Genomic DNA, 20,690 nt, shown 5'->3' on the forward strand with positions numbered 1-20,690 from the left:
CGCACGAGCGGCGGAGACGGGCCCGGCGAGCTGGGCCGCCGATCAACCGCCGGTCAGCCGTCGCTCAACCGCCGATCAGCCGATGGTCGAGCCGGTGACGGGCTCGGACAGCTCGACGGTCTTGCCGTTCAGCCCGGCCTTGACGAACTGCCAGGTGAGGCCGTTGATCACGCCCTTGTCGAGCGGGGCCAGCTTGGCGAAGGCGGGCTGGCTGAGGTCGATGTGGGTGGAGTCGCAGGACGGACACTGGTCCTTCACCGGGACGGTGATGGTCTTGCCCTGGTACGTGACCTTGACCGAAATGCCCTTGCACACCGGGTCGTTGTTGGGGTTGGCGGTGGTCCACCAGGTGTGCGAGACGGCGACCAGCATCTGGTTGGAGGCGTTGATCTGGGTACCGCAGGCGCCGTAGCCCGCGTCGGTGTAGTAGGTGGCCTTGCCGGTCATCGGCTTGTTGATCGGTATCGCGGCGCTGGCGGAGCCGGCCGTCAGGGCGATGAGGGCGGCGGCGGCGAGCGGGGCGCCCGCGAGGAGCCTGAGGTTCTTGCCGATGGCGCGCATGGTTCGTTCCCTCCGGTTCGACGGTTCCGGGAAAGGTCATGGGCATGACAGCCAGAAGTCACCGAGGCCGCAGTGCAGTTCGGCGACCGATCCGACGATCCGATGCCCACCCGGTGAAGGGAACGTATGCGCTCCTCCTCGACATGGTCCAGACCTCTCCGGTGTTGCCATGAACACAAGTCAAGGATCTTTACCAATGCAGCCGAAGGGGCGAAGATGCGTGACCGCCTCGCCACACCCGGTGTTGACAGGCCGTCACACGCCCGCCCGCCCCGGAGGACCGCCCCATGCGCACCGCCCTCGCCGCCCTGCTCCTCGGCGCCGCCCTGACCCCGGCCCTCGCCGCAACGGCCGTCGCCGCACCGGCCCTCGCCGCCTCCTCCCCCGCGACCCGCGAGGTGAACCAGGGCTACAGCATCCCGGTCGGCGGCGTGACCGACCTCGGCGCACTCCCCGTCCTCGGCAGCCTCGGACTGGACTTCGCCCGCCTGCTCGGCCAGTGACGGGCAGTAGCCACCGCCCCGCACCCGGGCAGGGCTCGTCCCAGCCCATGCCCGAGGACGGCGCCCGGCACCACACTGCCCGAGCGCACCTCCCGAGAGGCCGCCACCTCCGAGTGACCGCCCCCCGAGTAACCACCCCCGAGTGACCGCCGCCGGGCGGGCGGCCCCGGTCCGGGCCCCCGGCGCTGCGCGAGCAGCCCCATTTGCCGAAGATCACGGACCGGACCCGCCCGCCCGCGTTAGGCTCGCTCCGCGCGGCCCGCCGCCCGCGCTCGCCGACCCAGGGGGGAACGCATGATCGGGGACCTGCTGCCGGACGTCGTGGTGACCGAGGTGGCCTACGACGACCCGCCCGAGGCCCGGCTGGAGCCCGCCGAGGAGGCCGCCGTCGCCCGCGCCGTGGACAAGCGCCGCCGCGAGTTCACCACCGTCCGGCACTGCGCCCGCACCGCGCTGACCCGCCTCGGCGTCCCGTACCGCCCGCTCGTCCCGGGCCTGCGCGGGGCGCCGAGCTGGCCGGAGGGCGTGATCGGCAGCCTCACCCACTGCGACGGCTTCCGCGCGGCCGCCGTCACCCGGGCCGGCGCCCTGGCCTCGGTCGGCATCGACGCCGAGCCCGCGCTGCCGCTCCCCGAGGGCGTGCTGGAGTCCGTGGCCCTGCCGGTCGAGCAGGAGCGGCTGGCGAAGCTCGCCGCCGAACACCCGGACACGCCGTGGGACCGCATCCTGTTCAGCGCCAAGGAGTCGGTCTACAAGGCCTGGTTCCCGCTCACCCTGCTGTGGCTGGACTTCCACGAGGCCGAGCTGGACCTCTCCCCCGACGGCACCTTCACCGCCCGGCTGCTGGTCCCCGGCCCGGTGGTCGGCGGCCGCCGCCTGGACGGCTTCGAGGGCCGCTGGGCGGTGCGCGACGGGCTGCTCGCCACCGCGATCGCCGTCGAGCCGTAACCTCCCGTCACCCGGCGGTCCGCCGCCCGGGCATATCCTCGTCCCCGTGACGGTGACCTATGTGCTCGACGGCGGGAAGATCGGCAGCCTGGAGGACTTCTGGGCGGAGGTCGGTCGGAAGATCGGCACCGACGGCTACTTCGGCCGCAACCTGGACGCCTTCGCCGACTGCCTGAGGGGCGGCTTCGGCACGCCGGACGACGACGACTACGTCATCGAGTGGCGCGACCACGAGGCCTCCCGCCGCGCCCTCGGCTACCCGGAGACGGTCCGCCAGCTGGAGCGGCAGCTCCCCCGGGTCCACCCCACCAACCGCGAGCAGGTCGCGGCCGAGCTGGCCGCCGCCCGGGCGGGCAAGGGCCCGACGGTCTTCGACTGGCTGGTCGACATCATCGAGGAGCAGCACCCCAGCGGCCTCCGCCTGGCGTAGCCCCGGCCCCCCGCCCCCGCCCCCCGGGGGCTCACAGCACGTCGGACAACCGGACGAACCGCCGCCCCGCCGCCAGCAGCCCGGGCAGCGCCGCCGCCACCCCGCCGGCGGTGCCGTGGCCCGGCTGGTTCATGTGCCCGATGACGATCGCCCCCGGCGGCGCCGATGCCACCTCCTGCCGCACCTCGGCGGCCGGAAGGGTCGCCCCGCCGTCCGCGTTCACGGTGAACCCGGCGATCCGTTCGCCCAGGTCGGCGACCACCCGGACGGCGACGTCGTCGTAGTACGCGGTGCCGGAGCGGAAGAACCGCGGCGGGTGCCCGAGCAGTTCGGTCAGCTTGTGGGCGTTGCCCGCCACCTCGTCGTACACCTCGCCGACCCCGCCCGTACCGGCGATCCCCTCGGCCGACCGGCCGGTCACCGAGAGCGGGCGGTGCACGGTGCCGTGGTTGCCGATCTCGAACAGCGGGTCGGCGGCGAGCTGCTCGAAGATGTGCGGATTGGCGTCGATCCAGCGGGCGTTCAGGAACAGTGTGGCCGGGACGTCGTGGGCGCGCAGGAAGTCGATCAGCTCGGCGTCGTAGCGGCTCCCGCCGGGCCCCCCGCAGGCGTCGAAGGTGAGCGCCGTGGCCCGCTGGCCCTCCGGCAGCCCGGTGACCACCCCGGGGAGGTCCACTCCCCATGCGGTCGGCGCCACGGCCGCGTAGCGCTGGACCAGCTCGGCCCGGCCCGGCTCCCGGGGGGCCGCCGAGGCCGCGACGGACGGTGAGGCCGCGACGGACGGTGCGGTCGACGCCGCGCCCGAGGCAGTCCCCGAAGCACTCCCCGAGGCACTCCCCGAGGCACTCCCCGAAGGAGTCACCGCAGGAGTCGCCGCAGGAGTCGCCGCAGGACCCTCCGGCGAGCCCGCGACCGTGCTGGCCGGTGCGAGGGCCGCCCCGCCACCCTCCGCGCCCCGCCCCGCCCCGCACCCCGCCAGCGCACCGCCGGCCACCACCGCCGCCAGCAGCGTCCGCCGACTCAGTGCCACGCCTGCCTCCTGACCGCCCCGTCGTCACGTGTCGTCCGAACCACCACATGACTATGAACCGGTCATCCGTCACTCCCCGCAACTCGCCCCGCCCTGGCCGGGCCCCTCTTTCACCGGCCCGCCCCACCCCGGTGGGCCCCGCCTCACCCCGGGTTCACCCCCCGGGGTAGGCGAACCGGCGGACCAGCCCGCCCCAGCCCGGAGGCCCCGATGCCCGCCGCCCCCACGCCCTCATCCGACCCGACACCCCCAGCCGACCCCACGCCCCCCGCCCCGCCACCGCACCCCGCCCGCCGCGACCTGCTCCGCACCGGCCTCGCCACCGGCGCCGCCACCGCCCTCGGCCTGGCCGCCACCGTCGGTGCCGCAGGCCCCGCCTCGGCCGCCCCGAGCCCGGACGGGACAGGCAGCGACCGCACCCTCACCCTCACCGGCCACCTCCCCACCGGCTCCCCCGACTTCGTCTACCTCCCCGTCGAAGTCCCCGAGGGCGTCCGCGAGATCGCCGTCTCCTACAGCTACGACAAGCCGCCGGTCCCGCCCGGCACCCCCGGCAACTCCTGCGACATCGGCATCTTCGACGAGCGCGGCACCGACCTCGGCGGCGACGGCTTCCGCGGCTGGTCCGGCGGCTTCCGCACCGAATTCGCCCTCGCCCGCGACTCCGCCACCCCCGGCTACCTCCCCGGCCCGATCAACCCGGGCACGTGGCACATCGTCCTGGGCCCCTACCAGGTCACCCCGCAGGGCCTGGCGTACCACGTCGAGGCGACCCTCCGGTTCGGCGAGCCGGGGCCCGAGTACACCCCGCACTACCCGCCGGAGCGAGCCCGCGGCCGCGGCCGGGCCTGGTACCGGGGCGACTGCCACCTGCACACCGTGCACTCCGACGGCCGCCGCCTGCCCGAGGAGGTGGCCGCCGGTGCCCGCGCCGCGGGCCTGGACTTCATCATCTCCACCGACCACAACACCAGCTCCTCGCACGCCGTCTGGGGCCCGCTGGCCGGCCCGGACCTGCTGATCGTCCCTGGTGAGGAGGTCACCACCCGCAACGGCCACTGGCTGGCGCTGGGCCTGGAGCCCGGCCAGTTCGTCGACTGGCGCTACCGCTCCCGCGACGAGGACTTCCCGCGCTTCGTCCGCCAGGTCCACCGCTCCGGCGGCCTGATGGTGCCCGCGCACCCGTACTGCCCGTACGTCGCCTGCCAGTGGAAGTTCGGCTACGAGCAGGCCGACGCCGTCGAGGTGTGGAACGGGCCGTGGACCTACGACGACGAGTCGGCCGTCGACACCTGGGACTCCGAACTCGCGGTGGCCCTCCGGGGCGGCCGCTCCTGGCGGCCCGCGATGGGCAACAGCGACGCCCACAGCGCGCCCCAGGTGATCGGCCTGCCGCACAACGTCGTCCTCGCCGAGGACCTCACCCGCGACGCCGTCCTGGACGGGCTGCGCGCCGGGCGCAGCTGGCTGGCCGAGTCCGCCGCCGTCCGGCTCGACCTCACCGCCACCGGCCACGGCCGCCGGGCGGGCATCGGTGAGGAGCTGACCGTCCCGGCCGACGCTCCGGTGGACGTCCGGCTCACCGTCTCCGGCGTGCCCGGCGGCACCGTCCGGCTGATCACCGACGAGGGGCAGCTGCACCAGGAGTCACTGCCCGCCGACGGCTCCGGCACGGTCGTCTGGCGCACCACGGCCTCGCTCGCCGCCTACGTCCGCGCCGAGGTGCGCCACCCGAGGGCGGACGGGACGCCGGGCAGGGGCAACGCGATGGGTCCGGACCTGCCGTGGGGGCCGATGGCGGCCCTCACCAACCCGATCGTGCTGCGCGCCGAGGAGCACTGAACGGCGCCGGCGAACCGCCCACGGACCGGGAGGGGGACGACTCGGGGCACCCGTTTGGACTAGGTTGATCCCCGAAACGCATCAGTCGTAGGGACGAGGCGGTCGGTTGTCCGCATACGAGGCGGTCGGCTGTCCGCATCCGGGGCGACCGCTTCCTCCGCACTCCCACCGTCTCGCCCCGGCTGCCCGTGCGTACCCGTCCCGTCCCCGGCCCGCGAAGGGATCAGCAGCTGTGAACCGTACGACCGTAGGTGGGCCGGAGCTCGGGGGCGGCCGGGGCGCCGGAGGCGTCCTCGTCCTCGTCGACCCCGCCGGGGCCGCCGGAGGAGAGGGCGGCAGCCCGGTCGTGGAGCTGCTCGTCCAGGAGCTGCACCCGAGCGTCCACCTGCGGACGGACGACTTCCTCCGGGTCATCCGCAACGGCCAGGTTCCGCCGCAGCTGCCCGGGGCCGCCCGGCAGCACGCCACCGCGCTCGCGGCCACCGCCCAGGCCGCCTTCGCCTACGCCACCGGCGGCTACCAGGTCGTCGTCGAGTGCGCCGACGCCCCGGCGACCCTGGACACCTTCCGCCGCGAGAGCCGCACCACCGGCGCGGCCCTGCACTACGTCGTCCTCACCGGCGCGGCCCCCGCCACCCCGCACGGGCTCGACACCACCGACCTCACGCCGGAGAGCACCGCCGAGTCGGTGCTGACGGCCCTCACCGCCCGCACCCACCTGCTCGGCTGGTAGCCCGCCCGCTCAGCCACGCCCTACGCCCTACGGCCCTACGCCCCGACGGTGCCGTCGATGGCCTCCCGCAGGAAGTCCGCGTGCCCGTTGTGCCTGGCGTACTCGTGGATCAGGTGCAGCATCACCAGCCGCAGCGACACCTCGGCCCCCCAGCGCGCCTGGTAGCCGGTGACGTCCAGCGAGGGGGCCGCCAGCTCGATCCGGCGGGAGTGCTCGACCTCGGCCTGCCAGGCGGCGAAGGCCTCGGCGCGGGTGGCGCCGGTCGGGTCGTAGGCCACCTGGTAGTCCCCGTCCGGGGACCAGACCAGCGGGACGTCCTCGCCGTCGATCACCCGGCGGAACCAGGTGCGCTCCACCTCGGCCATGTGCCGCACCAGTCCGAGCAGGCTCAGCGCGGACGGCGGGCTGGAGCGCTGCCGCAGCTGTTCGTCGGTCAGGCCCTCGCACTTCATCGCGAGGGTCGCCCGGTGGAAGTCCAGGAAATCGCGCAGCATCTCGCGCTCGCCACCGGTCAGCGAGGGGACGGGCCGGTCGTCGGTGCTCATGCGGGTGGTGCTCCTCGTGCTCTGGCCCTGGGCCGGTCCGGTGGGCTACCGGCGGACTGTAGCGAACCCGTGCCCCTCCCGGACACCGGGTTTCCACGCCCCGTCAACCCCGAACCCACCCCGTCACGTACCGTGTTCGGAGCACCACAGGTTTGGGTACGTACCTCGGCGCGCCCGACCGCCGGGCGCCCACGAGCAGGAGACCCGACGGCCCATGGACCACAACCACATCCCCCCGACCGTGCGCCGGACGTACGGCGCCGACGACCTCAGCACCGCACCGTCCTTCGCGGGCGGATTCATCAACTTCGGTTACTGGCACGACATCGACCTGACCGCCCTGTCCGCCGACGACCGCGTGCACAGCCAGGAGCAGCTCTACCGCCGGGTGTTGAACGCCTTCCCGGAACCACGCGGACAACTGCGCCTGGCCGAGGTCGGCTGCGGCCGCGGCCTCGGTACGGCGCTCGCGCTACGGGAGTTCCGCTTCGCCTCCGTCACCGGCGTCGACATCCACCCCGACCAGATCGAACGCGCCCGCGCCGTCAACGCCCGCGCCCTGGCCACCTACCCCGACCGGCTCGCCTACACCCTCGGCTCCGCCGCACAACTGCCGTTCGCCGACGCCACCCTGGACGGCGTCTACTCCGTCGAGGCCGCCCAGCACTTCCGCGAACTCACCACCTTCGCCCGCGAAGCCGCCCGCGTCCTACGCCCGGGCGGCCGCCTGGTCGTCACCACCTTCTTCGCCGCCCCCGGCCCCGAGATCGCCGAACGCCTCAAGATCCTCCTCGCCAGCTTCGCCGACGGCCTCGACGTCCCCCACACCCTCGACGGCTTCACCACCGACCTCGCCGAGGCCGGCTTCACCCCCGTCACCACCGAGTCCATCGGCCCCGACGTCTGGCCCGGCCTCGACCGCTACCTCGCCGACACCGTCCCCAACGACCACTGGACCCGCAACTTCCTCCCCGCCTGGCGCCACGGCCTCCTCGACTACCACCTCATCACCGCCACCCGCACCTGACACCGAGCCCCCGAACACCCCCACCCCGGGCCTGCCCGCACCCCCGCGGTCAGGCCCGGGGCAGGAGACACCTCAAGCGCCGGTTCCTGGAACCTGACGACCTCAGCGGTACGGGCCGGGAGGCGGTGTCCGTGCTGGCCTCCGAGGGCCTGGTGCTCGTCACCCGGGGCTGGGCGGTGACGCTGCCTCCCCGCATCCGCCACTGGACCGTGCCTGACACAGGAGTCTGATACATGGGATCTTCCATCGCCGAGGAGTCGTCCGTACCCGCGGAGCCCGGCCCGCCCCCGACGCCGCCCCCGGCCCCGCCCCCGGCCCCGGCCCCGGCCCCGGAATCCGTACCGCTCCGCCGGCACCGCCCGCTGCTGCTGCTGGTCACCGAGCAGATGACCAGCTCGGTGGGACGTCAGGTCACCGCACTGGCGCTGCCGCTGCTGGCCATCGCCCACCTGCACGCCGGCCCGCTGGGCTCCTCGGCGCTGATGGCGATGACCTATCTGCCCAGCGTCCTGCTCAGCCCGTTGATCGGCGTCGCCGTCGACCGGGCCCGGCTGCGGCGGATGCTGGTCGCGCTCTCCTGGCTCCAGGTTCCCGCCATCGGCAGCGTGCCGCTCGCCGCCGCCCTGGGCGGCCTGACCTGGCCGCACCTGTTCGCCGCGGCCGCCGCCTCCGGGGCGCTGAACTCCGCCCAGAGCGTCGCCCTGCAGTCCTGTCTGCCCCGCGTGGTGCCCGCGGAACGCCTGCTGCCGGCCAACTCCTCGCTCACCGGCGCCCGGACCATCGGCCTGATCGGCGGACCGGCGCTCGGCGGCATCCTGATCGGGGTGATGGACCCGGCCCCGGCGCTGCTGGTCGAGTGCGCCGCCTACCTCGTCGGCGGGGCCCTGTTCCTGGCGCTGCCGGCCTCGCTGAACCGGTCCGCGCACGAGGCGGGCAGCGGTGCCCGGTCCCGCGTCGAGGCACTGAAGGAGGGCCTCGCGGTCATCCGGCGCGAGACCCTGCTGCGCCGCCAGGCCCTGGCCGCGGCCGGGCTCAACCTCGGCGGCGGGGCCGGCGGCGGCCTGTTCGTCCTGTACGCCGACCGGGAGCTGCACCTGCCCCCGTGGCAGCTCGGCACGGTCTACGCCGCCTACGCCGTCGGCATGGGCACCGGCGTGCTGGTCGCGGCCTCCGCCACCCGGGCGCTGGGCACGGCCCGGGCCATCCGGCTGTGCGCCGTGGGCGCGGGGGCCGCCCTCTTCCTCATCCCGGCAGCCTCCCTCGGGCTGCCCTGCCCGGTGCTGGTCCTGTACCAGCTGCTGTTCGGACTGCTGGCCACGGTCTGGTCGATCGCGATGACCACCGGCCGTCAACTCGTCACCCCGGCCCACCTCCTGGGCCGCGTCAACGCCTTCCTGGGCGCCGTGCTGACAGCCACCCTGCCGGTCGGCGCCTTCGTCGGCGGGTGGCTCGCCTCCCGGGTCGGCATCGTGCCGGTGCTGGTCGGGGCCGCGACCGTCGCCCTGGCGGGCGCGAGCAGCCTCTGGTTCCCGCGCGACATGCTCGCCGGAATCGAGCGGGCGGCGGAGACGAGGAAGTCCTGAGGTCCGCTCGTCACCGGAGCGAGCAGCGGCATCGGAGCGGCCGTCGCACGGCGGCTCGCCGCCCGCGGGCACGACCTGGCGCTGACCGCCCGGCGCGAGGAACGTGCCGCGGTGGTTGTCCTCGTGGAGCGGGTACGGTCCGCCGACGGGTGGCCGGGACGGCGCTCACCCCGGCCTCGGCCGCGATGAGCGCCGTCGACGCGGCGGTCGCGATGTGACGACGGACCGCCGGCTCGTCACCTCTGGAGGCGGGCCGCCGTGTCGCGGATGGCGGGGAGTCGCCGGTAGAGGGCGTCACCGGGGCATTCGGTGGCGAAGCCGTCGCGGTGGCCGGAGATCGCGTCGAAGTCGACGACCGTGCCCTTGGGATAGAGGCTGCCGTCCGAGCCGGAGGTGAGCTGGGCCGTTCCGTCGGCCTGCCGACCGGTGAGGCCGAGCTTCCAGGCGGCGATCTTCGCGATGCCGTCCTGGAGCTCCTGCGGCGGAGCGTCCGAGCTGTAGGTCCCGATGGCGGCGATACCGGAGGAGTTGGTGTTGAAGCCGAGGGTGTGGGCGCCGAGCACGGGCTGGTCGACGCCGCCGGCCCGGCCCTCGTAGATGGTGCCGCAGCGGTCGACCAGGAAGTTGTAGCCGATGTCCCGCCAGCCGTTGCTCTGCACGTGGTACTGGTAGATCGATCTGATGATCCTGGGCGCGTCGGAGCAGGCGTAGTCGGTGGCGGTCGCGGTGTGGTGGACGAAGGTCACCCGGACCGCGCCGGTGTACACGAAGCCCGCTTCACGGATGGACTCGTCCGCACCCCAGCCCGCCCGGGTGACGATGCCGGGGCGCGGAGCGGCGAGCGCCTCGGGCCCGGCCGCGTGTTCGGGAAGGGGCTTGGCGTCGGCGGCGGCCGCCCCCTGGCCGGGGTCGACCAGTTCGACCCGCAGTCCGCGCGGGAGACCGGCCGGGCCGGGGTGCACGTCGACCGCGACGCCGTTGCTGCGTCCGGCCCACAGCGGGGCGGTGGAACCGTGCGGGACGGAGTCGGGCCCGTCCGCGGCCTCGGTCTCCAGGGTTTGCCAGGCGCCCCAGCGGCCGGTGACGGCATCGCGGGTGCGGACTCGTACGGAACCGCCGGCGAGGGCCTTCGGTGAGCCGTCCCAGACCACGCCGAGGAGTTCGAACGAACGGGTGGCCCGGGGCGCGACGGCGCCGCCGGCGGTGACGGCCACCGAGGTGACCGAGCCGCCTCCGGCGGAGGTGCGCGGTGCCGGGGCGACCGAGCTGTCCGCGGCGACGACGGGGGGCTGGAAGAGCAGGGCCGTGGTGCAGCCGGCAAGGACCGCTGCCGGAATTGAGATCCTCATGTACAGGATGTTCAGGGCAAAGCACGATCCCTGCATGTCACCGACGGAGCTCGCACGGTCACGGTGGGAATCCGGGGCCGGGGCGGCGACGAAGCACCGGCGAGGACGGCGGAGCGGAGCGCGTGGGCGGCGTTCCCCCGTTCTCAGCAATTCATTGGGCCAGGCCGGTTAACCCGCGGCGACGCGCCACGTCCCCGGGTGGTACAGGAGCGTATTCAGAAGATCCGTTTTGCGGATCATCCAGGAGCACCATGCGAACTCGAATCACCACCCTGGTCCTGTCGGGCCTGACGTCGGCCGCCCTCCTCTGGGGCACCGGCGGAGTGGCCCACGCCTCGCCCGCCATCGACCACAGCGCGACCTCCGACTCCTCGGCGGCCCAGGGCGAATGGGTCGACAGCCTGCTGCGGCTCGCCGAGGAGAGCGGTGTCTCGTCGGACGGCACCTGGGCCAGCAGGAGCCAGAGCGATCTCCAGTCGACGCAGCTCGTCCGCCCGGCCCACCGCGCCGACGCCGGCAACGGCGCCGAGGCCGAGGGAGTCGCGATCGACGGCCAGGAGCCCGGTTCGGTGCAACCGGACGACTCGACCCGGCCCGGCGAGCAGAGCCGGCCGATGGAGCAGGCACCGGGATCCGCCCTTCCCGAGGGTGCCTGGGAGAACGGCAGCGAGCACTGCGATCAGGTGCCCGGCCACGAGTCCCACGGCCACATGCCCGGCCCCGGCCCGACCGACTGCATCTGCCTGCCCGAGGTTCCCGGCACTCCCCCTCACGGGGACCACGGGGACCACGGCGAGCACGGCGAGCACGGCGAGCACGGGGACCACGGCGAGCACGGGGACCACGGCGAGCACGGCGAGCACGGCGACCACGGCGAGCACGGCGACCACGGCGACCACGGCGAGCAGGGTCAGGGCCAGAACGGCCAGCAGAACCAGGGCCAGGGCCAGAACCAAGGCCAAGGCCAGAACCAGGGCCAAGGTCAGGACCAGAACCAGAACCAGGGCCAGGACCAGAACGCCCAGCAGAACCAGAACCAGGGCCAGGACCAGCACGTCGCCGTGACGGTCGTCGTGCAGAACACCGTGGCCAACAATCTGAACAACAGCGCCAACAACAGCGCCACCAGCAACTCGAACAACTCCGCGCAGAACAGTGCCCAGAACTCCGCGCTCAACAACCAGTCAGCCTCGCAGGCCAACAACCTCTCCAACCAGCAGAGTCAGGCCAACCACCAGTCCGCGTACAACCTGAACAAGATCAAGTTCGTCGCGGAGGAGGTGGGCGCGCGTCCGCCGCACAGGCCGACCCACCCCAGCGGGCACGGTCACGAGGTGGCGCCCGGACACCACCACCACGGCGAACTGGCCCAGACCGGCGCCCCGAAGACACCGGTCCTCCTCGGCCTGGCCGCCGCGTTCCTCGCCGCCGGCGCGGGGGCCGTACGGGTCAGCCGACGACGGGCCTGATCGCGCCCGCACGCGGGAGGCGTTACCGCCCGAACCGTTCATGAACAGGCCTCCGCCGGGCAGTTGACCCGGCGGAGGCCTCTTTGCGGTCGCTCCGAGGAACGCGTGGAGGGCCTCCTGGCTTCCCGATCGGATTCCGACATCCGACCGGGCACCAGGAGGCCCTCCACCACACCCCGGCCGCTCCGCACCCACCCGGTCGGGACCGGGGCTGTGGTGCGCCTCACGAGCGGCGCGGCGGCTTCCCGCACCGGGGCGGCGCGCCCGTCAGGCGTCCGCGGTCTGGACCTCACGCGGCGCGGCGGCGGTCTCGGCGGACTTCTGCGGCCGGTCCGCGAGCTTGAGCCAGACCACGCCGGCGATGATCACGGCCAGCCACACGGCCTTGACGGGGGTGAGGCTCTCGTCGAAGACGACGGGCCCCAGCAAGGCCGCGCCGACCGACCCGATGCCGGCCCAGACGGCGTAGCCGATGCTGACGTCGATGGTGCGCAGTGCGGCGCTCAGGGCCCAGAGCGTCAGGAGGAAGAAGACGACGGCGACCAGCGACCAGGTCAGTCGGGTGAAGCCGTGGCTTCCACCGACGGCCAGCGCGTAGCCGACTTCGAAGCCGCCGGCGAGCAGGAGCATGATCCACGGGTTGGCTGAGGTGCGGCCGGTGTCGGACATGTGCACGGGTCCTTTCGGGAGGTTGAGCCGGGTGGGGGCGGGAGGATCAGGCAGCGCCGCTGAGCTGGAGGCCGACGACGCCGGCGATGATGACGGCGATGCCGACGGCCTTGCGCCAGTTCAGGCGCTGGCCGAAGAGCAGGGCGCCGAGGAGGGTGATGCCGACGCCGGCGACCGAGGTCCAGATCGCGTAGCCGACACCGACGTCGAAGGTCAGCAGTGCCTTGCTGAGGAAGAAGGTGCCGAGGGCGCCGGTGATCAGGGTCACGGCGGTCCACGTGCGGTTCTTGAAGCCTTCGGCCTTGCCGGCCGCGATGGCGACGGCGATCTCGAAGATGTCCGCGATCGCGAGGTAGAACCACTGCATGGCTGGTCCTTTCGTTCTTGGGAGGTCGGCGTTGGGGGGAGGGGTGGGGCAGAGAGAACGGGAGAAGAACGGGAGGGAGAGCGAGAGAAGAACGTGGCGGGAGGCCGGAAGCGGGGCGTCGGGCACGGACCGGTGTCAGTCGCAGCCCCGGTGTCAGTCACCGACCCGGCGTCAGGGCCGGTTCAGCAGCCGTCGATCCCGCAGGCGGGGGCGGCGTCCCCGAGGGCCTCCTGCTCGGCCTGGGCGTCGAGCACGGCCTTGCGGATCTGGGCGACGGAGGGCACGCCCTCGATGCGGTGGCGTCCGTCGACGATGATGGTGGGCGCGACCGAGACCCGGTTGGCCTCCGCGTGCCGCAGCGCCGCCCGGTGCGCCTCGGTGTACCGGCCGGCCGTCAGCGCCTCGGCGAAGTCGGCACCGTCCAGGCCGAGTTCGGAGGCGATGTCGGCGAGGACGGCCACCTCGCCGATGTCCCGGTTCTCCTGGAAGAAGGCCCGCAGCACCCGCGGGGTGTACTCCGCGGCCCGGCCGTGCTCGGCCGCGTACTGGTAGCCCTCGAAGGCCAGCCGGGTGTAGGGCTGCGGCGAGACCGTCGGCAGGGTGATGTCCACGCCGAGCCGGCGGGCCATCGGGTAGACGGCGCGGGCCCAGATCGCCGGCAGGTAGTCGTCCTCCGGGCGCAGCGTCGGGGTGGGGTGGGGCCGCAGCTCGAACGGCATCCACTCGATGTCGACGTCGAGGTCGCGGGTGGCCTCGTGCAGCGGGCCCTCGGCCAGCATGCAGAACGGACAGACGTAGTCCGACCAGACCTTGATGCCGATCCTGCCGGTTGCCGTTCCGCTCATGGCCGCCCCCGCTCCATGGTGAGGAAGTCCTCGAACGGCGCCGTGGCTTCCGGGATCTGGATCGAGGTGACCTTGATCGGCCAGGTCTCCGGGTCCTCGGCGAAGATCGAGTACGAGCTGGTGTAGTCGAAGCCGTACCGCGCGGCCGTCTTGCGGTCGACCACGTTGACGATGTGGCTGACGCTGAAATACAGCGACGCCATGTAGCACAGGGCGCAGGGCTCGCCGGAGGCGATCAGGGTGGATCCGGCGGTGGCGTGCAGTCCGTACTTGGCGGCGGCCGCCCGCAGTGCGGTGACCTCGGCGTGCGCGGTGGGGTCGTTGTCCTCACGCACCCGGTTGACACCGGTGCCGAGGATCCGGCCACTGTTGATCACCACACCGGAGAACGGGATGCCGCCCTTGGCGACGTGCTCGCGGCTGATCCGTACCGCCTCGCGGGCGTACTCGGTCAGTTCGCTCTCGGAGATTTCGGAATAACGCAACGCTGCTCCCCCGCTCAGGCCGCGTTCGCGGCGTCGACGGTGGGTGCCGTGGGATCAGGCATGGAGTCCCCAGGTAGTTGCTTGTATGTACATGTTGTTTTTGCCCGTGAGAACCTCAGGCGGACAGGTAGAGCTTGCATGAACATACATCTTGCTGTCAATCGCCGGCGGTGAAGAACTTCGCCTGACCCACGCTCATCAGCTCATGCCGGCAGGACAATTGGGGCAACCCCGAACTGGCGCCGGGCGCTTCGGGCGCGCCGGGAGGGGGCGGCGGCACGCCCGAAGCGACGGCTCAGACCGCTACGGGATATCCCAGCGAGGCTTCCCGGACCCACCGGGAGCAGGGCACGAGCGGCGGCCTCGCCAGACCGTCACTTCCGGCGCCCGGACCGGGGCGGAGGGCCCGCATGCCGAGATCGGCCGCCAGGCGGCTGTAGGTGAAGGCGGCCGACACCAGGGCCATGTGGTGGTGCCAGCCCGGGAACGAGCGGCCCTCGAAGTCCCGCAGGCCGAACCGCCGTTCGAGCAGCTCGACGGTCTCCCCGGTCGCGGCGTGCCGCTCCGCGTACTCCAGCAGCTCGTCGACCGGCCGGTGCACCATGCTGGTGAGCCAGAGCTGCCCCGCCCCCGTCGCGTCCTCGTCGGGTTGGGTGAACAGCCGGAACGGCTGAGGTCTCTGGTCGGCCGTGACGACACCGGGAACCTGCACCAGACCGTCGCGCACGGGCGCTGAGCCCGTCCTCCAGGCCTCGGAGCGCACCTCGGGGCACCGCTCGCTCACCGCCCGGGCCGCCGCGGCCACCGGCCGGCGGGAGCCGGGGGCCTGCTGCTCCAGCGGGGCCAGCGGGAAGCTGTCCGGGATCGCGATCGCGTAGTCCAGCCCGCGCCGGCTCAGGCCCTCGACGAGCCGGCGCGAGTCCAGGTAGCCGTGCAGGTCGACCACCACCGGGACCGGGTCGTACTGTGAGGTCCGCGCCATCTGGTCGATCAGGTTGAGGAGTTGGCCCTCGCACGAGGCGGTGGCGGTGTGCGGGATCCGGGCCTGCTCGCGGAGCGGGCCCTGGGCGGCCCACGGCTCCGGCAGGAACAGGCACCAGCCCACGGGGAACTCCCCCGCCTCCGTCGACATGAAGACGGCGGTGCCGATCTGACAGTTGACGGTCCGTCCGGTGTGCGGGATGAAGCGCCGGTGCACCCCGCAGGACTTCTCACCGCGTTTGGGCAGCACGACGGGCGCGATCGTCCAGGCCCTGGGCCGGGCCCGGTCCTCGACCCACCGCCGGAGCTGGTCGCAGACCGGATCCCACTCCCAGGGGCTCTCGTTGACGAACTGGTGCAGGGCCTGCGAAGCCGTCGGGGAGTCGCTCGACACGGCCGCCAGTCGGCGGATGGACTTCTTCCCGGGCGTGCTGAGGAGGCCGTTGACGTAGGTGTGAGCCCACTTGCGCTGGTCAGCTCGGCGCAAGTGGCCGAACAGCTGGTCCGTGAACTGGGTGACGGAGTCCCATCCCCTCATAGCTACCCCTCCCGTGTTGCGGCTGCGGCTTTCACACAGATCCACCCACACTAAAGAATGAGCACTATTTTTTTCTCGGAGAAAGGGGTTCCGGTCGCCACTTCGCCAACTCGATACAAAGCCCTGGCGCGAATCACCCGCATCCGGCCCGGGGAGCGGGCGGCCGGGGTCCGCGGTCCGCGCCGGAAAATGGAATCAGCCCCGCGGGTCAAGGAACGGCACAACCTGCGGGACACCGGTCCCGCAGGTCAGGGGCATGCCACCAGGTGTCACCGCGGTCGCCGTACGTCTACCGTCCGGTCACCCGTCGTTGCGGGCGGTGTCACCCCGGGACGGGCCGCGCAACCGCGGCGGGGCGGGCGTCCGGTCGTGCTCGCAGGGGTCGGAGCCGCCCTCCGGCCGGGCACCGAAGCCCGCCCCGGCCCGCCGCCACAGCCGGCCGAGCTCGTGCTCCACGACGCTGACCGGGCGGCCGGAGCGCAGCTGCGCCTCGGCGCCGGCCAGCAGGTAGGCGACCAGCAGTTCGATGTCGGCGAGCTCCGCGTCGGTGGTGCCGCCCGCCCGGGCCAGCTCCAGCGCGTGCAGCAGGGCGGGCCGCCAGGCCTCTTCCCAGGCGCCCTGCGAGCCGGGGCACTCGTGCGCGAGCCGCATCGCCGCGTGGGCCCGGACGTCCTGCTGGAGGAAGGCCGCCAGCAGCTGGGTGAGCCGGCTGACCCCGGCCAGCCCGGGCGTGGTGAGCTGCTGAACCTCGTCCAGGGCCGAGGCGGTCGCGGCCGCCCCCACCCTGAGCACCTCCCGGGCGAGGTCCTCCTTGGTCAGGAAGTGGAAGGTCAGCGCGCCCGAGGTGACCCCGGCGGACTGACTGATCCGCGCCAGGGTGGCGCCGGCGTAGCCGTGCTGGGCGAACTGTCCGGCGGCGGCGTCGATCAGGGCGGAGCGGGTCTGTTCCGCGCGGGCCTGCCTCAGCACTGCGGCGTGCGCCGGTACCGCGCGACGAGTGCGGCCGCGGACCGTCGGGTGCCCAAGAGACTTCGTGTGAGCTGCATGGCCCCTCCGGATCGTTCGTGCACCAGCTCCCGTGACGACGCGGCAAGCATACCCCGGTCCCGGTAGCTCCCTGACGCATCGTCGAACTCGTGTTCACCTGGCTCGACCTGCGGTGATCCCCTCCGCGCCACCGGGATCCGGGGCGTGGTGGAAGCGTGGTCGGAGCGTGGCGGAGACGTGACGGAAGCGTGGCCGGATCCGGGGCCGGGACGCGTCGGTCCTCGGCGGGTGCGGGTAGGGCCGAGTACGGCACCGCACCCCGGGGCAGCGAGGCCCGGGGTGCGGTGGATCCGGACCGCCCGGGAAGACCGCCGGGTGCGCGGCGGCCCGACGGGCGGCAGGAGGATCCATTCCGATCGGCGGCGAATAGGCATTGGCCGAATAGCGAATTGCGATAAGCGAGTCGAACACCGGCACTGCGGCCGGGAAAAGCGGAGGGCCGGTTCCCGCTATCTCACGGGGACTTCACAAGGGACCGCACCCCTCCGCGGGTGCCGCCGGTCATCGGACGGCCGGCACCGGACTGCGAACGTCACCGAAAGGCGGGCTTCACCGAAAGGCGGACGTCATCCAAGGGCGGACGTCACCTGAGGGCGGCACCGAATGGCCGGCGTCACCGAATGGCGGGCACGTAGGAGTCGTCCACCCGGCCGTCCGCCGTCGCCGGTTCGAAGGTCGTCGCGGGCGCCTCGTCGCCCCGCGAGCCGTTCCGGCGGTCGTACCGCAGGAAGTCCGACAGCTGGTCCGTGCGCCGCAGGTGCCCCTTGACCAGGACCACGCCGAACAGGTGGTCGCCGTCCTCCCGCCAGCAGACCAGCGGGATGCGGTAGGTGTCGCCCTCCGGCGTCCCGAAGACGGCCTCGTAGGCCTGTGCGTCCAACAGGCTCACGAGTGACCGTCCTTCGGGGTCGTGGCGAACAGCTGTCCGTAGTCGGTGATCTCCCGGGCGGTCCCGGCGGCACCGGCCAGGTGGAGGGCGTGCCAGAGGATGACCTGGTTCGCGGTGACGACGTTGAACCCGAGCTCCTCCTCCAGCGGCTTGATGGTGCCCACCGCCCGGATGCCGTTGCCGGCCACCAGGACGGCGTCCGGCCGGTGCTCCGCCACCGTGCTGCGGATCCAGGCCGACAGGTTCTCCGGCGTGATGGCCTTCTGGTTCGACGGCAGACCGCAGGGGCCGTGGTGGACCACCTCGTAGCCGAACTCGCGGAAGTAGTCGGCCCCTTGGCCGGAGAGGGAGTCGGTGAACCACGGCGGGTTCACCAGCGCGATCCGGCGGGCGCCCAGGGCGTCGAAGGCGGCCCGGGCGGCCTTGGTCGTGCCGGTGATCGGCAGCCCCCGGGTGACGGGCAGCAGCCGCTCGTACAACTCCCGTTCGCCCTGGGCCTTCAACGCGTAACTGGAGGAGGTGAACCCGAGCGTCAGGGCGTGCAGCGGGGAGGCCGCGAGCAGTTCCACGGCCTCGTCCAGGTACGGGGCCTGGACGAAGGAGAGGATCGGGTCGTACGGGATCTTCTCGTCCATCTCGCCGCCCGCGCGCATGGCGGCGAAGTGCACGCGCGATCCGTGGACGGAGACGGACGCGGGGGCCACGGCCTGCAGTTCGGCCTCCGGGCCGACGTCGGCGTGCGGTACGACGACGCCGATCCGGGTCGAGGCGTCCCATCCGTCGACGGGCGGCGGGGTGCTGGTCATGGGGGTCTTCTCCTACCGGGTGAGGGTGGACTCTTCGGCGAGGCGGCCGCCGCGGACGGTGCCGGTGCCCGTGGTGTCGAGGAACTTGGGGTGCTTGCGGCGCATGGCCTCGATGACGAACTCGTACGGGAGGTCGTCGAAGCTGCCGTGGTCGGTCAGGAACTCCATCGCGCCGCCGCCGTCGTGGGGGTGGTGGAGGCTGTCGTTGACGCCGTCGAACTCCAGGGCGCGCATGCCGTACAGCTTGCAGAGCAGCTTGTTGAACACCGGGGTGACCTTGATCCACTTGCCGTCCAGGTACACCTGGGCGAGCGAGTGGAAGAACACGTCGCCGCCGATGTGGGACAGCAGGCGGGGCGAGGCCAGGTGGTTGCGCACGTCGCCGTAGACGAGGCGGGAGGGGATGCCCAGGGCGCGCACGGTGGCCGCGTACAGCGCGGCCTTGTGCAGGCAGAACCCGGACTTGGTGGTGGCGGTGTTGGAGGCGCGCAGGCCCTCCCGGGAGAGCGGGGCGCCGTAGACCTCGTAGTCGACGCCGTCTCGCACCGCGTAGTACAGCTCGATCGCGTTGGTGCGCCGGTCCGCCGAACGGTCCCGGACGGCGTGGTCGACGAAGGCCTGCACCGCGTCGCTCTCGTGGTCGAGGAACTCGGTGGAGCGGGTGAGGTGGTCCAGTGTGTCGGTCATGTCGGGATTCCCGTCGGTCAGAGTCCGAGCAGCATGGCGATCCGGTTGCGCTGGATCTCGGAGGTACCGGAGTAGATCGTTCCGGCGATCGAGTTGCGCAGGTCGCGCTCGACGCCGTACTCGGTGAGCACGCCACGGCCACCGTGGATCTGCACCGCGTCCAGCGCGGTCTGCAGGTTGGCCTCGGAGACCACCGTCTTGGTGGCCGCGAGGTCGAGCGCGGCGTCCTCGTTCCGCTCGACCTTGGCGCCGGTGTCGACGAGCCACTTGCGGGCCGTCTCCACCCGGATCTTCATGTCCGCGATCTTGTGGGAGACGCCCTGGTAGGCGCCGATCGGCCGGCCGAACTGGCAGCGCTCCTTGGCGAAGGCGATGGTCTCCTCCAGCCGCCGGGTCATCTCGCCCAGGGTGATGGAGAAGCCGAAGAGCACCTCGCGCTTCATCACGTAGTCCAGGACCCGGAAGCCGGCGCCCTCCTGTCCGACCCGCTGGGAGACCGGCACGCGCAGCTCGTCGAAGGAGAGCGTGCCGATCGGGCTGGTGCGCAGGCCGATCTTGTCCATCGCGGGGCCCACGGTCAGGCCGGGGGTGCCGGCCTCGACGAGCAGGGTGGTGAGGCCGAAGGGGCCGGGCTTGCCGGTGCGGACGTAGAGCAGGAACAGGTCGGCGACCGGGGCGTTGGTGATGAACATCTTGTCGCCGCTGACCACGTAGTGGTCCCCTTCGCGGCGGGCGACGCTGGCCAGGTTCATCGCGTCCGAGCCGCCGGAGCGCTCGGTGATCGCGTGTGCGGTGATCAGCTCACCGGACATGATCCGCGGCAGGTACCTCTCCTTCAACTCCTGGCTCGCGAACCGTTGCAGGGGCACGCCGACGGATACGATCTGGGTCGAGGCGGAGAAGGAGAGGCCCGCGTCCCGGGAGGTGTGGCCCAGTCCCTCCAGGGCCCGCATCGTCCGGGTGAGGCTGTGCCCGGCGCCGCCGAACTCGGGCGCGAAGTGCACCCGCAGGAGTCCGGTCTCCCGCAGGGCCTTCCACTTGTCGTGGGGGAACTCGCCTGCCGCGTCCAACTCGCGGGTGTCGGCGTTGAGTTGTTCCGCCCACGGGGCGGTGAGGTCGAAGAGGTCATCGTCCATCGGGGGTCCTGGGGTCCATTCCGGGGTCGGTCGTGCTGCGGAGGATCGGGGTCGTGCCGTGGCGGGGTGTCACGGCCCGGCCCGGCCACGGGCTCGGGGCGGCACGTGGCCGGGCCGGGTCCGGTCCCGGGGGGGGGGGGGGGGGGGGGGGGGGGGGGGGGGGGGGGGGGGGGGGGGGGGGGGGGGGGGGGGGGGGGGGGGGGGGGGGGGGGGGGGGGGG

General features: G+C 72.9%; 22 protein-coding genes and 1 pseudogene. 9 read left to right on the top strand and 14 right to left on the bottom strand.

Features of this window, described 5'->3' with window-relative positions; translation table 11 throughout:
* Positions 1-75: 75 nt before the first annotated feature.
* Positions 76-561 carry a cysteine/serine endopeptidase inhibitor gene (locus ACZ4W5_RS13555; RefSeq protein ID WP_465654363.1) on the bottom strand — a complete coding sequence of 162 codons (486 nt, stop codon included), beginning with the start codon at positions 559-561 and terminating at the stop codon, positions 76-78.
* A 287-nt stretch (positions 562-848) separates the two neighbouring features.
* Here ACZ4W5_RS13555 and ACZ4W5_RS13560 point away from each other — a divergent pair, with 287 nt between their 5' ends.
* From ACZ4W5_RS13560 to ACZ4W5_RS13570, 3 genes are all read left to right on the top strand, one after another.
* Positions 849-1,064 (top strand): hypothetical protein, encoded by a 216-nt coding sequence (locus ACZ4W5_RS13560; protein ID WP_360235383.1) that lies wholly within the window; start codon positions 849-851, stop codon positions 1,062-1,064.
* 294 nt (positions 1,065-1,358) lie between these two features.
* Positions 1,359-2,012, top strand: a complete 654-nt coding sequence (locus ACZ4W5_RS13565) for a 4'-phosphopantetheinyl transferase family protein (RefSeq protein ID WP_360235380.1) — start codon at positions 1,359-1,361, stop codon at positions 2,010-2,012.
* 46 nt (positions 2,013-2,058) lie between these two features.
* Complete coding sequence (locus tag ACZ4W5_RS13570) at positions 2,059-2,442, top strand: barstar family protein (RefSeq protein ID WP_360235377.1); 384 nt, start codon at positions 2,059-2,061, stop codon at positions 2,440-2,442.
* 31 nt (positions 2,443-2,473) lie between these two features.
* Here ACZ4W5_RS13570 and ACZ4W5_RS13575 read toward each other — a convergent pair whose 3' ends face one another.
* Complete coding sequence (locus ACZ4W5_RS13575; RefSeq protein WP_465654366.1) at positions 2,474-3,472, bottom strand: polysaccharide deacetylase family protein; 999 nt, start codon at positions 3,470-3,472, stop codon at positions 2,474-2,476.
* Positions 3,473-3,682: 210 nt separating this feature from the next.
* Here ACZ4W5_RS13575 and ACZ4W5_RS13580 point away from each other — a divergent pair, with 210 nt between their 5' ends.
* Positions 3,683-5,314, top strand: coding sequence for a CehA/McbA family metallohydrolase (locus ACZ4W5_RS13580; RefSeq protein ID WP_465654368.1), 1,632 nt, complete (start codon positions 3,683-3,685; stop codon positions 5,312-5,314).
* A 232-nt stretch (positions 5,315-5,546) separates the two neighbouring features.
* Entirely contained in the window at positions 5,547-6,047 is a 501-nt protein-coding gene (locus ACZ4W5_RS13585) for a hypothetical protein (protein ID WP_465654370.1), read from the top strand.
* 35 nt (positions 6,048-6,082) lie between these two features.
* Here ACZ4W5_RS13585 and ACZ4W5_RS13590 read toward each other — a convergent pair whose 3' ends face one another.
* Positions 6,083-6,592, bottom strand: coding sequence for a DinB family protein (locus tag ACZ4W5_RS13590; protein ID WP_402477746.1), 510 nt, complete (start codon positions 6,590-6,592; stop codon positions 6,083-6,085).
* Positions 6,593-6,806: 214 nt separating this feature from the next.
* Here ACZ4W5_RS13590 and ACZ4W5_RS13595 point away from each other — a divergent pair, with 214 nt between their 5' ends.
* The 3 genes and pseudogenes from ACZ4W5_RS13595 to ACZ4W5_RS13605 all read left to right on the top strand — a co-directional run.
* A complete protein-coding gene (locus ACZ4W5_RS13595; RefSeq protein ID WP_465654372.1) occupies positions 6,807-7,619 on the top strand; it encodes a class I SAM-dependent methyltransferase in 813 nt (270 codons plus the stop codon).
* A 233-nt stretch (positions 7,620-7,852) separates the two neighbouring features.
* Positions 7,853-9,202 (top strand): MFS transporter, encoded by a 1,350-nt coding sequence (locus ACZ4W5_RS13600; RefSeq protein WP_465654375.1) that lies wholly within the window; start codon positions 7,853-7,855, stop codon positions 9,200-9,202.
* A 6-nt stretch (positions 9,203-9,208) separates the two neighbouring features.
* Positions 9,209-9,322: pseudogene (locus tag ACZ4W5_RS13605) on the top strand (SDR family NAD(P)-dependent oxidoreductase); the annotation flags it as partial.
* Between the two features lie 116 nt (positions 9,323-9,438).
* Here the strand turns inward: ACZ4W5_RS13605 and ACZ4W5_RS13610 are convergent.
* Positions 9,439-10,551: a peptidoglycan recognition protein family protein gene (locus ACZ4W5_RS13610; protein ID WP_465654377.1), complete on the bottom strand. Its 1,113-nt coding sequence runs from the start codon at positions 10,549-10,551 to the stop codon at positions 9,439-9,441.
* 251 nt (positions 10,552-10,802) lie between these two features.
* Here ACZ4W5_RS13610 and ACZ4W5_RS13615 point away from each other — a divergent pair, with 251 nt between their 5' ends.
* Complete coding sequence (locus ACZ4W5_RS13615; protein WP_465654379.1) at positions 10,803-12,020, top strand: hypothetical protein; 1,218 nt, start codon at positions 10,803-10,805, stop codon at positions 12,018-12,020.
* A gap of 267 nt (positions 12,021-12,287) precedes the next feature.
* Here ACZ4W5_RS13615 and ACZ4W5_RS13620 read toward each other — a convergent pair whose 3' ends face one another.
* From ACZ4W5_RS13620 to ACZ4W5_RS13665, 10 genes are all read right to left on the bottom strand, one after another.
* On the bottom strand, positions 12,288-12,689 hold the full coding sequence (locus ACZ4W5_RS13620) for a DMT family transporter (protein WP_360235353.1): 402 nt from the start codon (positions 12,687-12,689) through the stop codon (positions 12,288-12,290).
* A 46-nt stretch (positions 12,690-12,735) separates the two neighbouring features.
* Positions 12,736-13,056, bottom strand: a complete 321-nt coding sequence (locus ACZ4W5_RS13625) for a DMT family transporter (RefSeq protein WP_360235350.1) — start codon at positions 13,054-13,056, stop codon at positions 12,736-12,738.
* 182 nt (positions 13,057-13,238) lie between these two features.
* Positions 13,239-13,901 carry a DsbA family oxidoreductase gene (locus ACZ4W5_RS13630; protein WP_360235347.1) on the bottom strand — a complete coding sequence of 221 codons (663 nt, stop codon included), beginning with the start codon at positions 13,899-13,901 and terminating at the stop codon, positions 13,239-13,241.
* Positions 13,898-14,386 carry a nucleoside deaminase gene (locus ACZ4W5_RS13635; RefSeq protein WP_360235344.1) on the bottom strand — a complete coding sequence of 163 codons (489 nt, stop codon included), beginning with the start codon at positions 14,384-14,386 and terminating at the stop codon, positions 13,898-13,900. The genes ACZ4W5_RS13630 and ACZ4W5_RS13635 overlap by 4 nt, the downstream gene beginning before the upstream one ends.
* 295 nt (positions 14,387-14,681) lie before the next feature.
* Positions 14,682-15,905, bottom strand: a complete 1,224-nt coding sequence (locus ACZ4W5_RS13640) for an IS701 family transposase (protein WP_402477771.1) — start codon at positions 15,903-15,905, stop codon at positions 14,682-14,684.
* 300 nt (positions 15,906-16,205) lie between these two features.
* The gene (locus ACZ4W5_RS13645; protein WP_465654383.1) at positions 16,206-16,874 is read right to left on the bottom strand and encodes a TetR family transcriptional regulator; all 669 of its coding nucleotides are present in this window, start codon (positions 16,872-16,874) and stop codon (positions 16,206-16,208) included.
* Positions 16,875-17,565: 691 nt separating this feature from the next.
* A complete protein-coding gene (locus ACZ4W5_RS13650) occupies positions 17,566-17,841 on the bottom strand; it encodes a DUF6253 family protein (protein WP_465654385.1) in 276 nt (91 codons plus the stop codon).
* Positions 17,838-18,647 carry a maleate cis-trans isomerase family protein gene (locus ACZ4W5_RS13655; protein WP_360235332.1) on the bottom strand — a complete coding sequence of 270 codons (810 nt, stop codon included), beginning with the start codon at positions 18,645-18,647 and terminating at the stop codon, positions 17,838-17,840. Before ACZ4W5_RS13655 ends, ACZ4W5_RS13650 begins: the two co-directional genes overlap by 4 nt.
* A gap of 12 nt (positions 18,648-18,659) precedes the next feature.
* Positions 18,660-19,334 carry a transglutaminase-like domain-containing protein gene (locus ACZ4W5_RS13660; RefSeq protein WP_360235329.1) on the bottom strand — a complete coding sequence of 225 codons (675 nt, stop codon included), beginning with the start codon at positions 19,332-19,334 and terminating at the stop codon, positions 18,660-18,662.
* A 17-nt stretch (positions 19,335-19,351) separates the two neighbouring features.
* Positions 19,352-20,470, bottom strand: coding sequence for an acyl-CoA dehydrogenase family protein (locus ACZ4W5_RS13665; protein ID WP_465654388.1), 1,119 nt, complete (start codon positions 20,468-20,470; stop codon positions 19,352-19,354).
* Positions 20,471-20,690: the final 220 nt, after the last annotated feature.

The organism is Kitasatospora sp. NPDC029367, from assembly GCF_055569135.1.

Bases quoted from the DNA above. Each gene is read 5' to 3' on its own strand.
- ACZ4W5_RS13555 (WP_465654363.1), bottom strand. From the start codon at position 561: ATGCGCGCCATCGGCAAGAACCTCAGGCTCCTCGCGGGCGCCCCGCTC.
- ACZ4W5_RS13560 (WP_360235383.1), top strand. From the start codon at position 849: ATGCGCACCGCCCTCGCCGCCCTGCTCCTCGGCGCCGCCCTGACCCCG.
- ACZ4W5_RS13565 (WP_360235380.1), top strand. From the start codon at position 1,359: ATGATCGGGGACCTGCTGCCGGACGTCGTGGTGACCGAGGTGGCCTAC.
- ACZ4W5_RS13580 (WP_465654368.1), top strand. From the start codon at position 3,683: ATGCCCGCCGCCCCCACGCCCTCATCCGACCCGACACCCCCAGCCGAC.
- ACZ4W5_RS13590 (WP_402477746.1), bottom strand. From the start codon at position 6,592: ATGAGCACCGACGACCGGCCCGTCCCCTCGCTGACCGGTGGCGAGCGC.
- ACZ4W5_RS13595 (WP_465654372.1), top strand. From the start codon at position 6,807: ATGGACCACAACCACATCCCCCCGACCGTGCGCCGGACGTACGGCGCC.
- ACZ4W5_RS13600 (WP_465654375.1), top strand. From the start codon at position 7,853: ATGGGATCTTCCATCGCCGAGGAGTCGTCCGTACCCGCGGAGCCCGGC.
- ACZ4W5_RS13610 (WP_465654377.1), bottom strand. From the start codon at position 10,551: ATGAGGATCTCAATTCCGGCAGCGGTCCTTGCCGGCTGCACCACGGCC.
- ACZ4W5_RS13615 (WP_465654379.1), top strand. From the start codon at position 10,803: ATGCGAACTCGAATCACCACCCTGGTCCTGTCGGGCCTGACGTCGGCC.
- ACZ4W5_RS13620 (WP_360235353.1), bottom strand. From the start codon at position 12,689: ATGTCCGACACCGGCCGCACCTCAGCCAACCCGTGGATCATGCTCCTG.
- ACZ4W5_RS13625 (WP_360235350.1), bottom strand. From the start codon at position 13,056: ATGCAGTGGTTCTACCTCGCGATCGCGGACATCTTCGAGATCGCCGTC.
- ACZ4W5_RS13630 (WP_360235347.1), bottom strand. From the start codon at position 13,901: ATGAGCGGAACGGCAACCGGCAGGATCGGCATCAAGGTCTGGTCGGAC.
- ACZ4W5_RS13640 (WP_402477771.1), bottom strand. From the start codon at position 15,905: ATGAGGGGATGGGACTCCGTCACCCAGTTCACGGACCAGCTGTTCGGC.
- ACZ4W5_RS13655 (WP_360235332.1), bottom strand. From the start codon at position 18,647: ATGACCAGCACCCCGCCGCCCGTCGACGGATGGGACGCCTCGACCCGG.
- ACZ4W5_RS13660 (WP_360235329.1), bottom strand. From the start codon at position 19,334: ATGACCGACACACTGGACCACCTCACCCGCTCCACCGAGTTCCTCGAC.
- ACZ4W5_RS13665 (WP_465654388.1), bottom strand. From the start codon at position 20,470: ATGGACGATGACCTCTTCGACCTCACCGCCCCGTGGGCGGAACAACTC.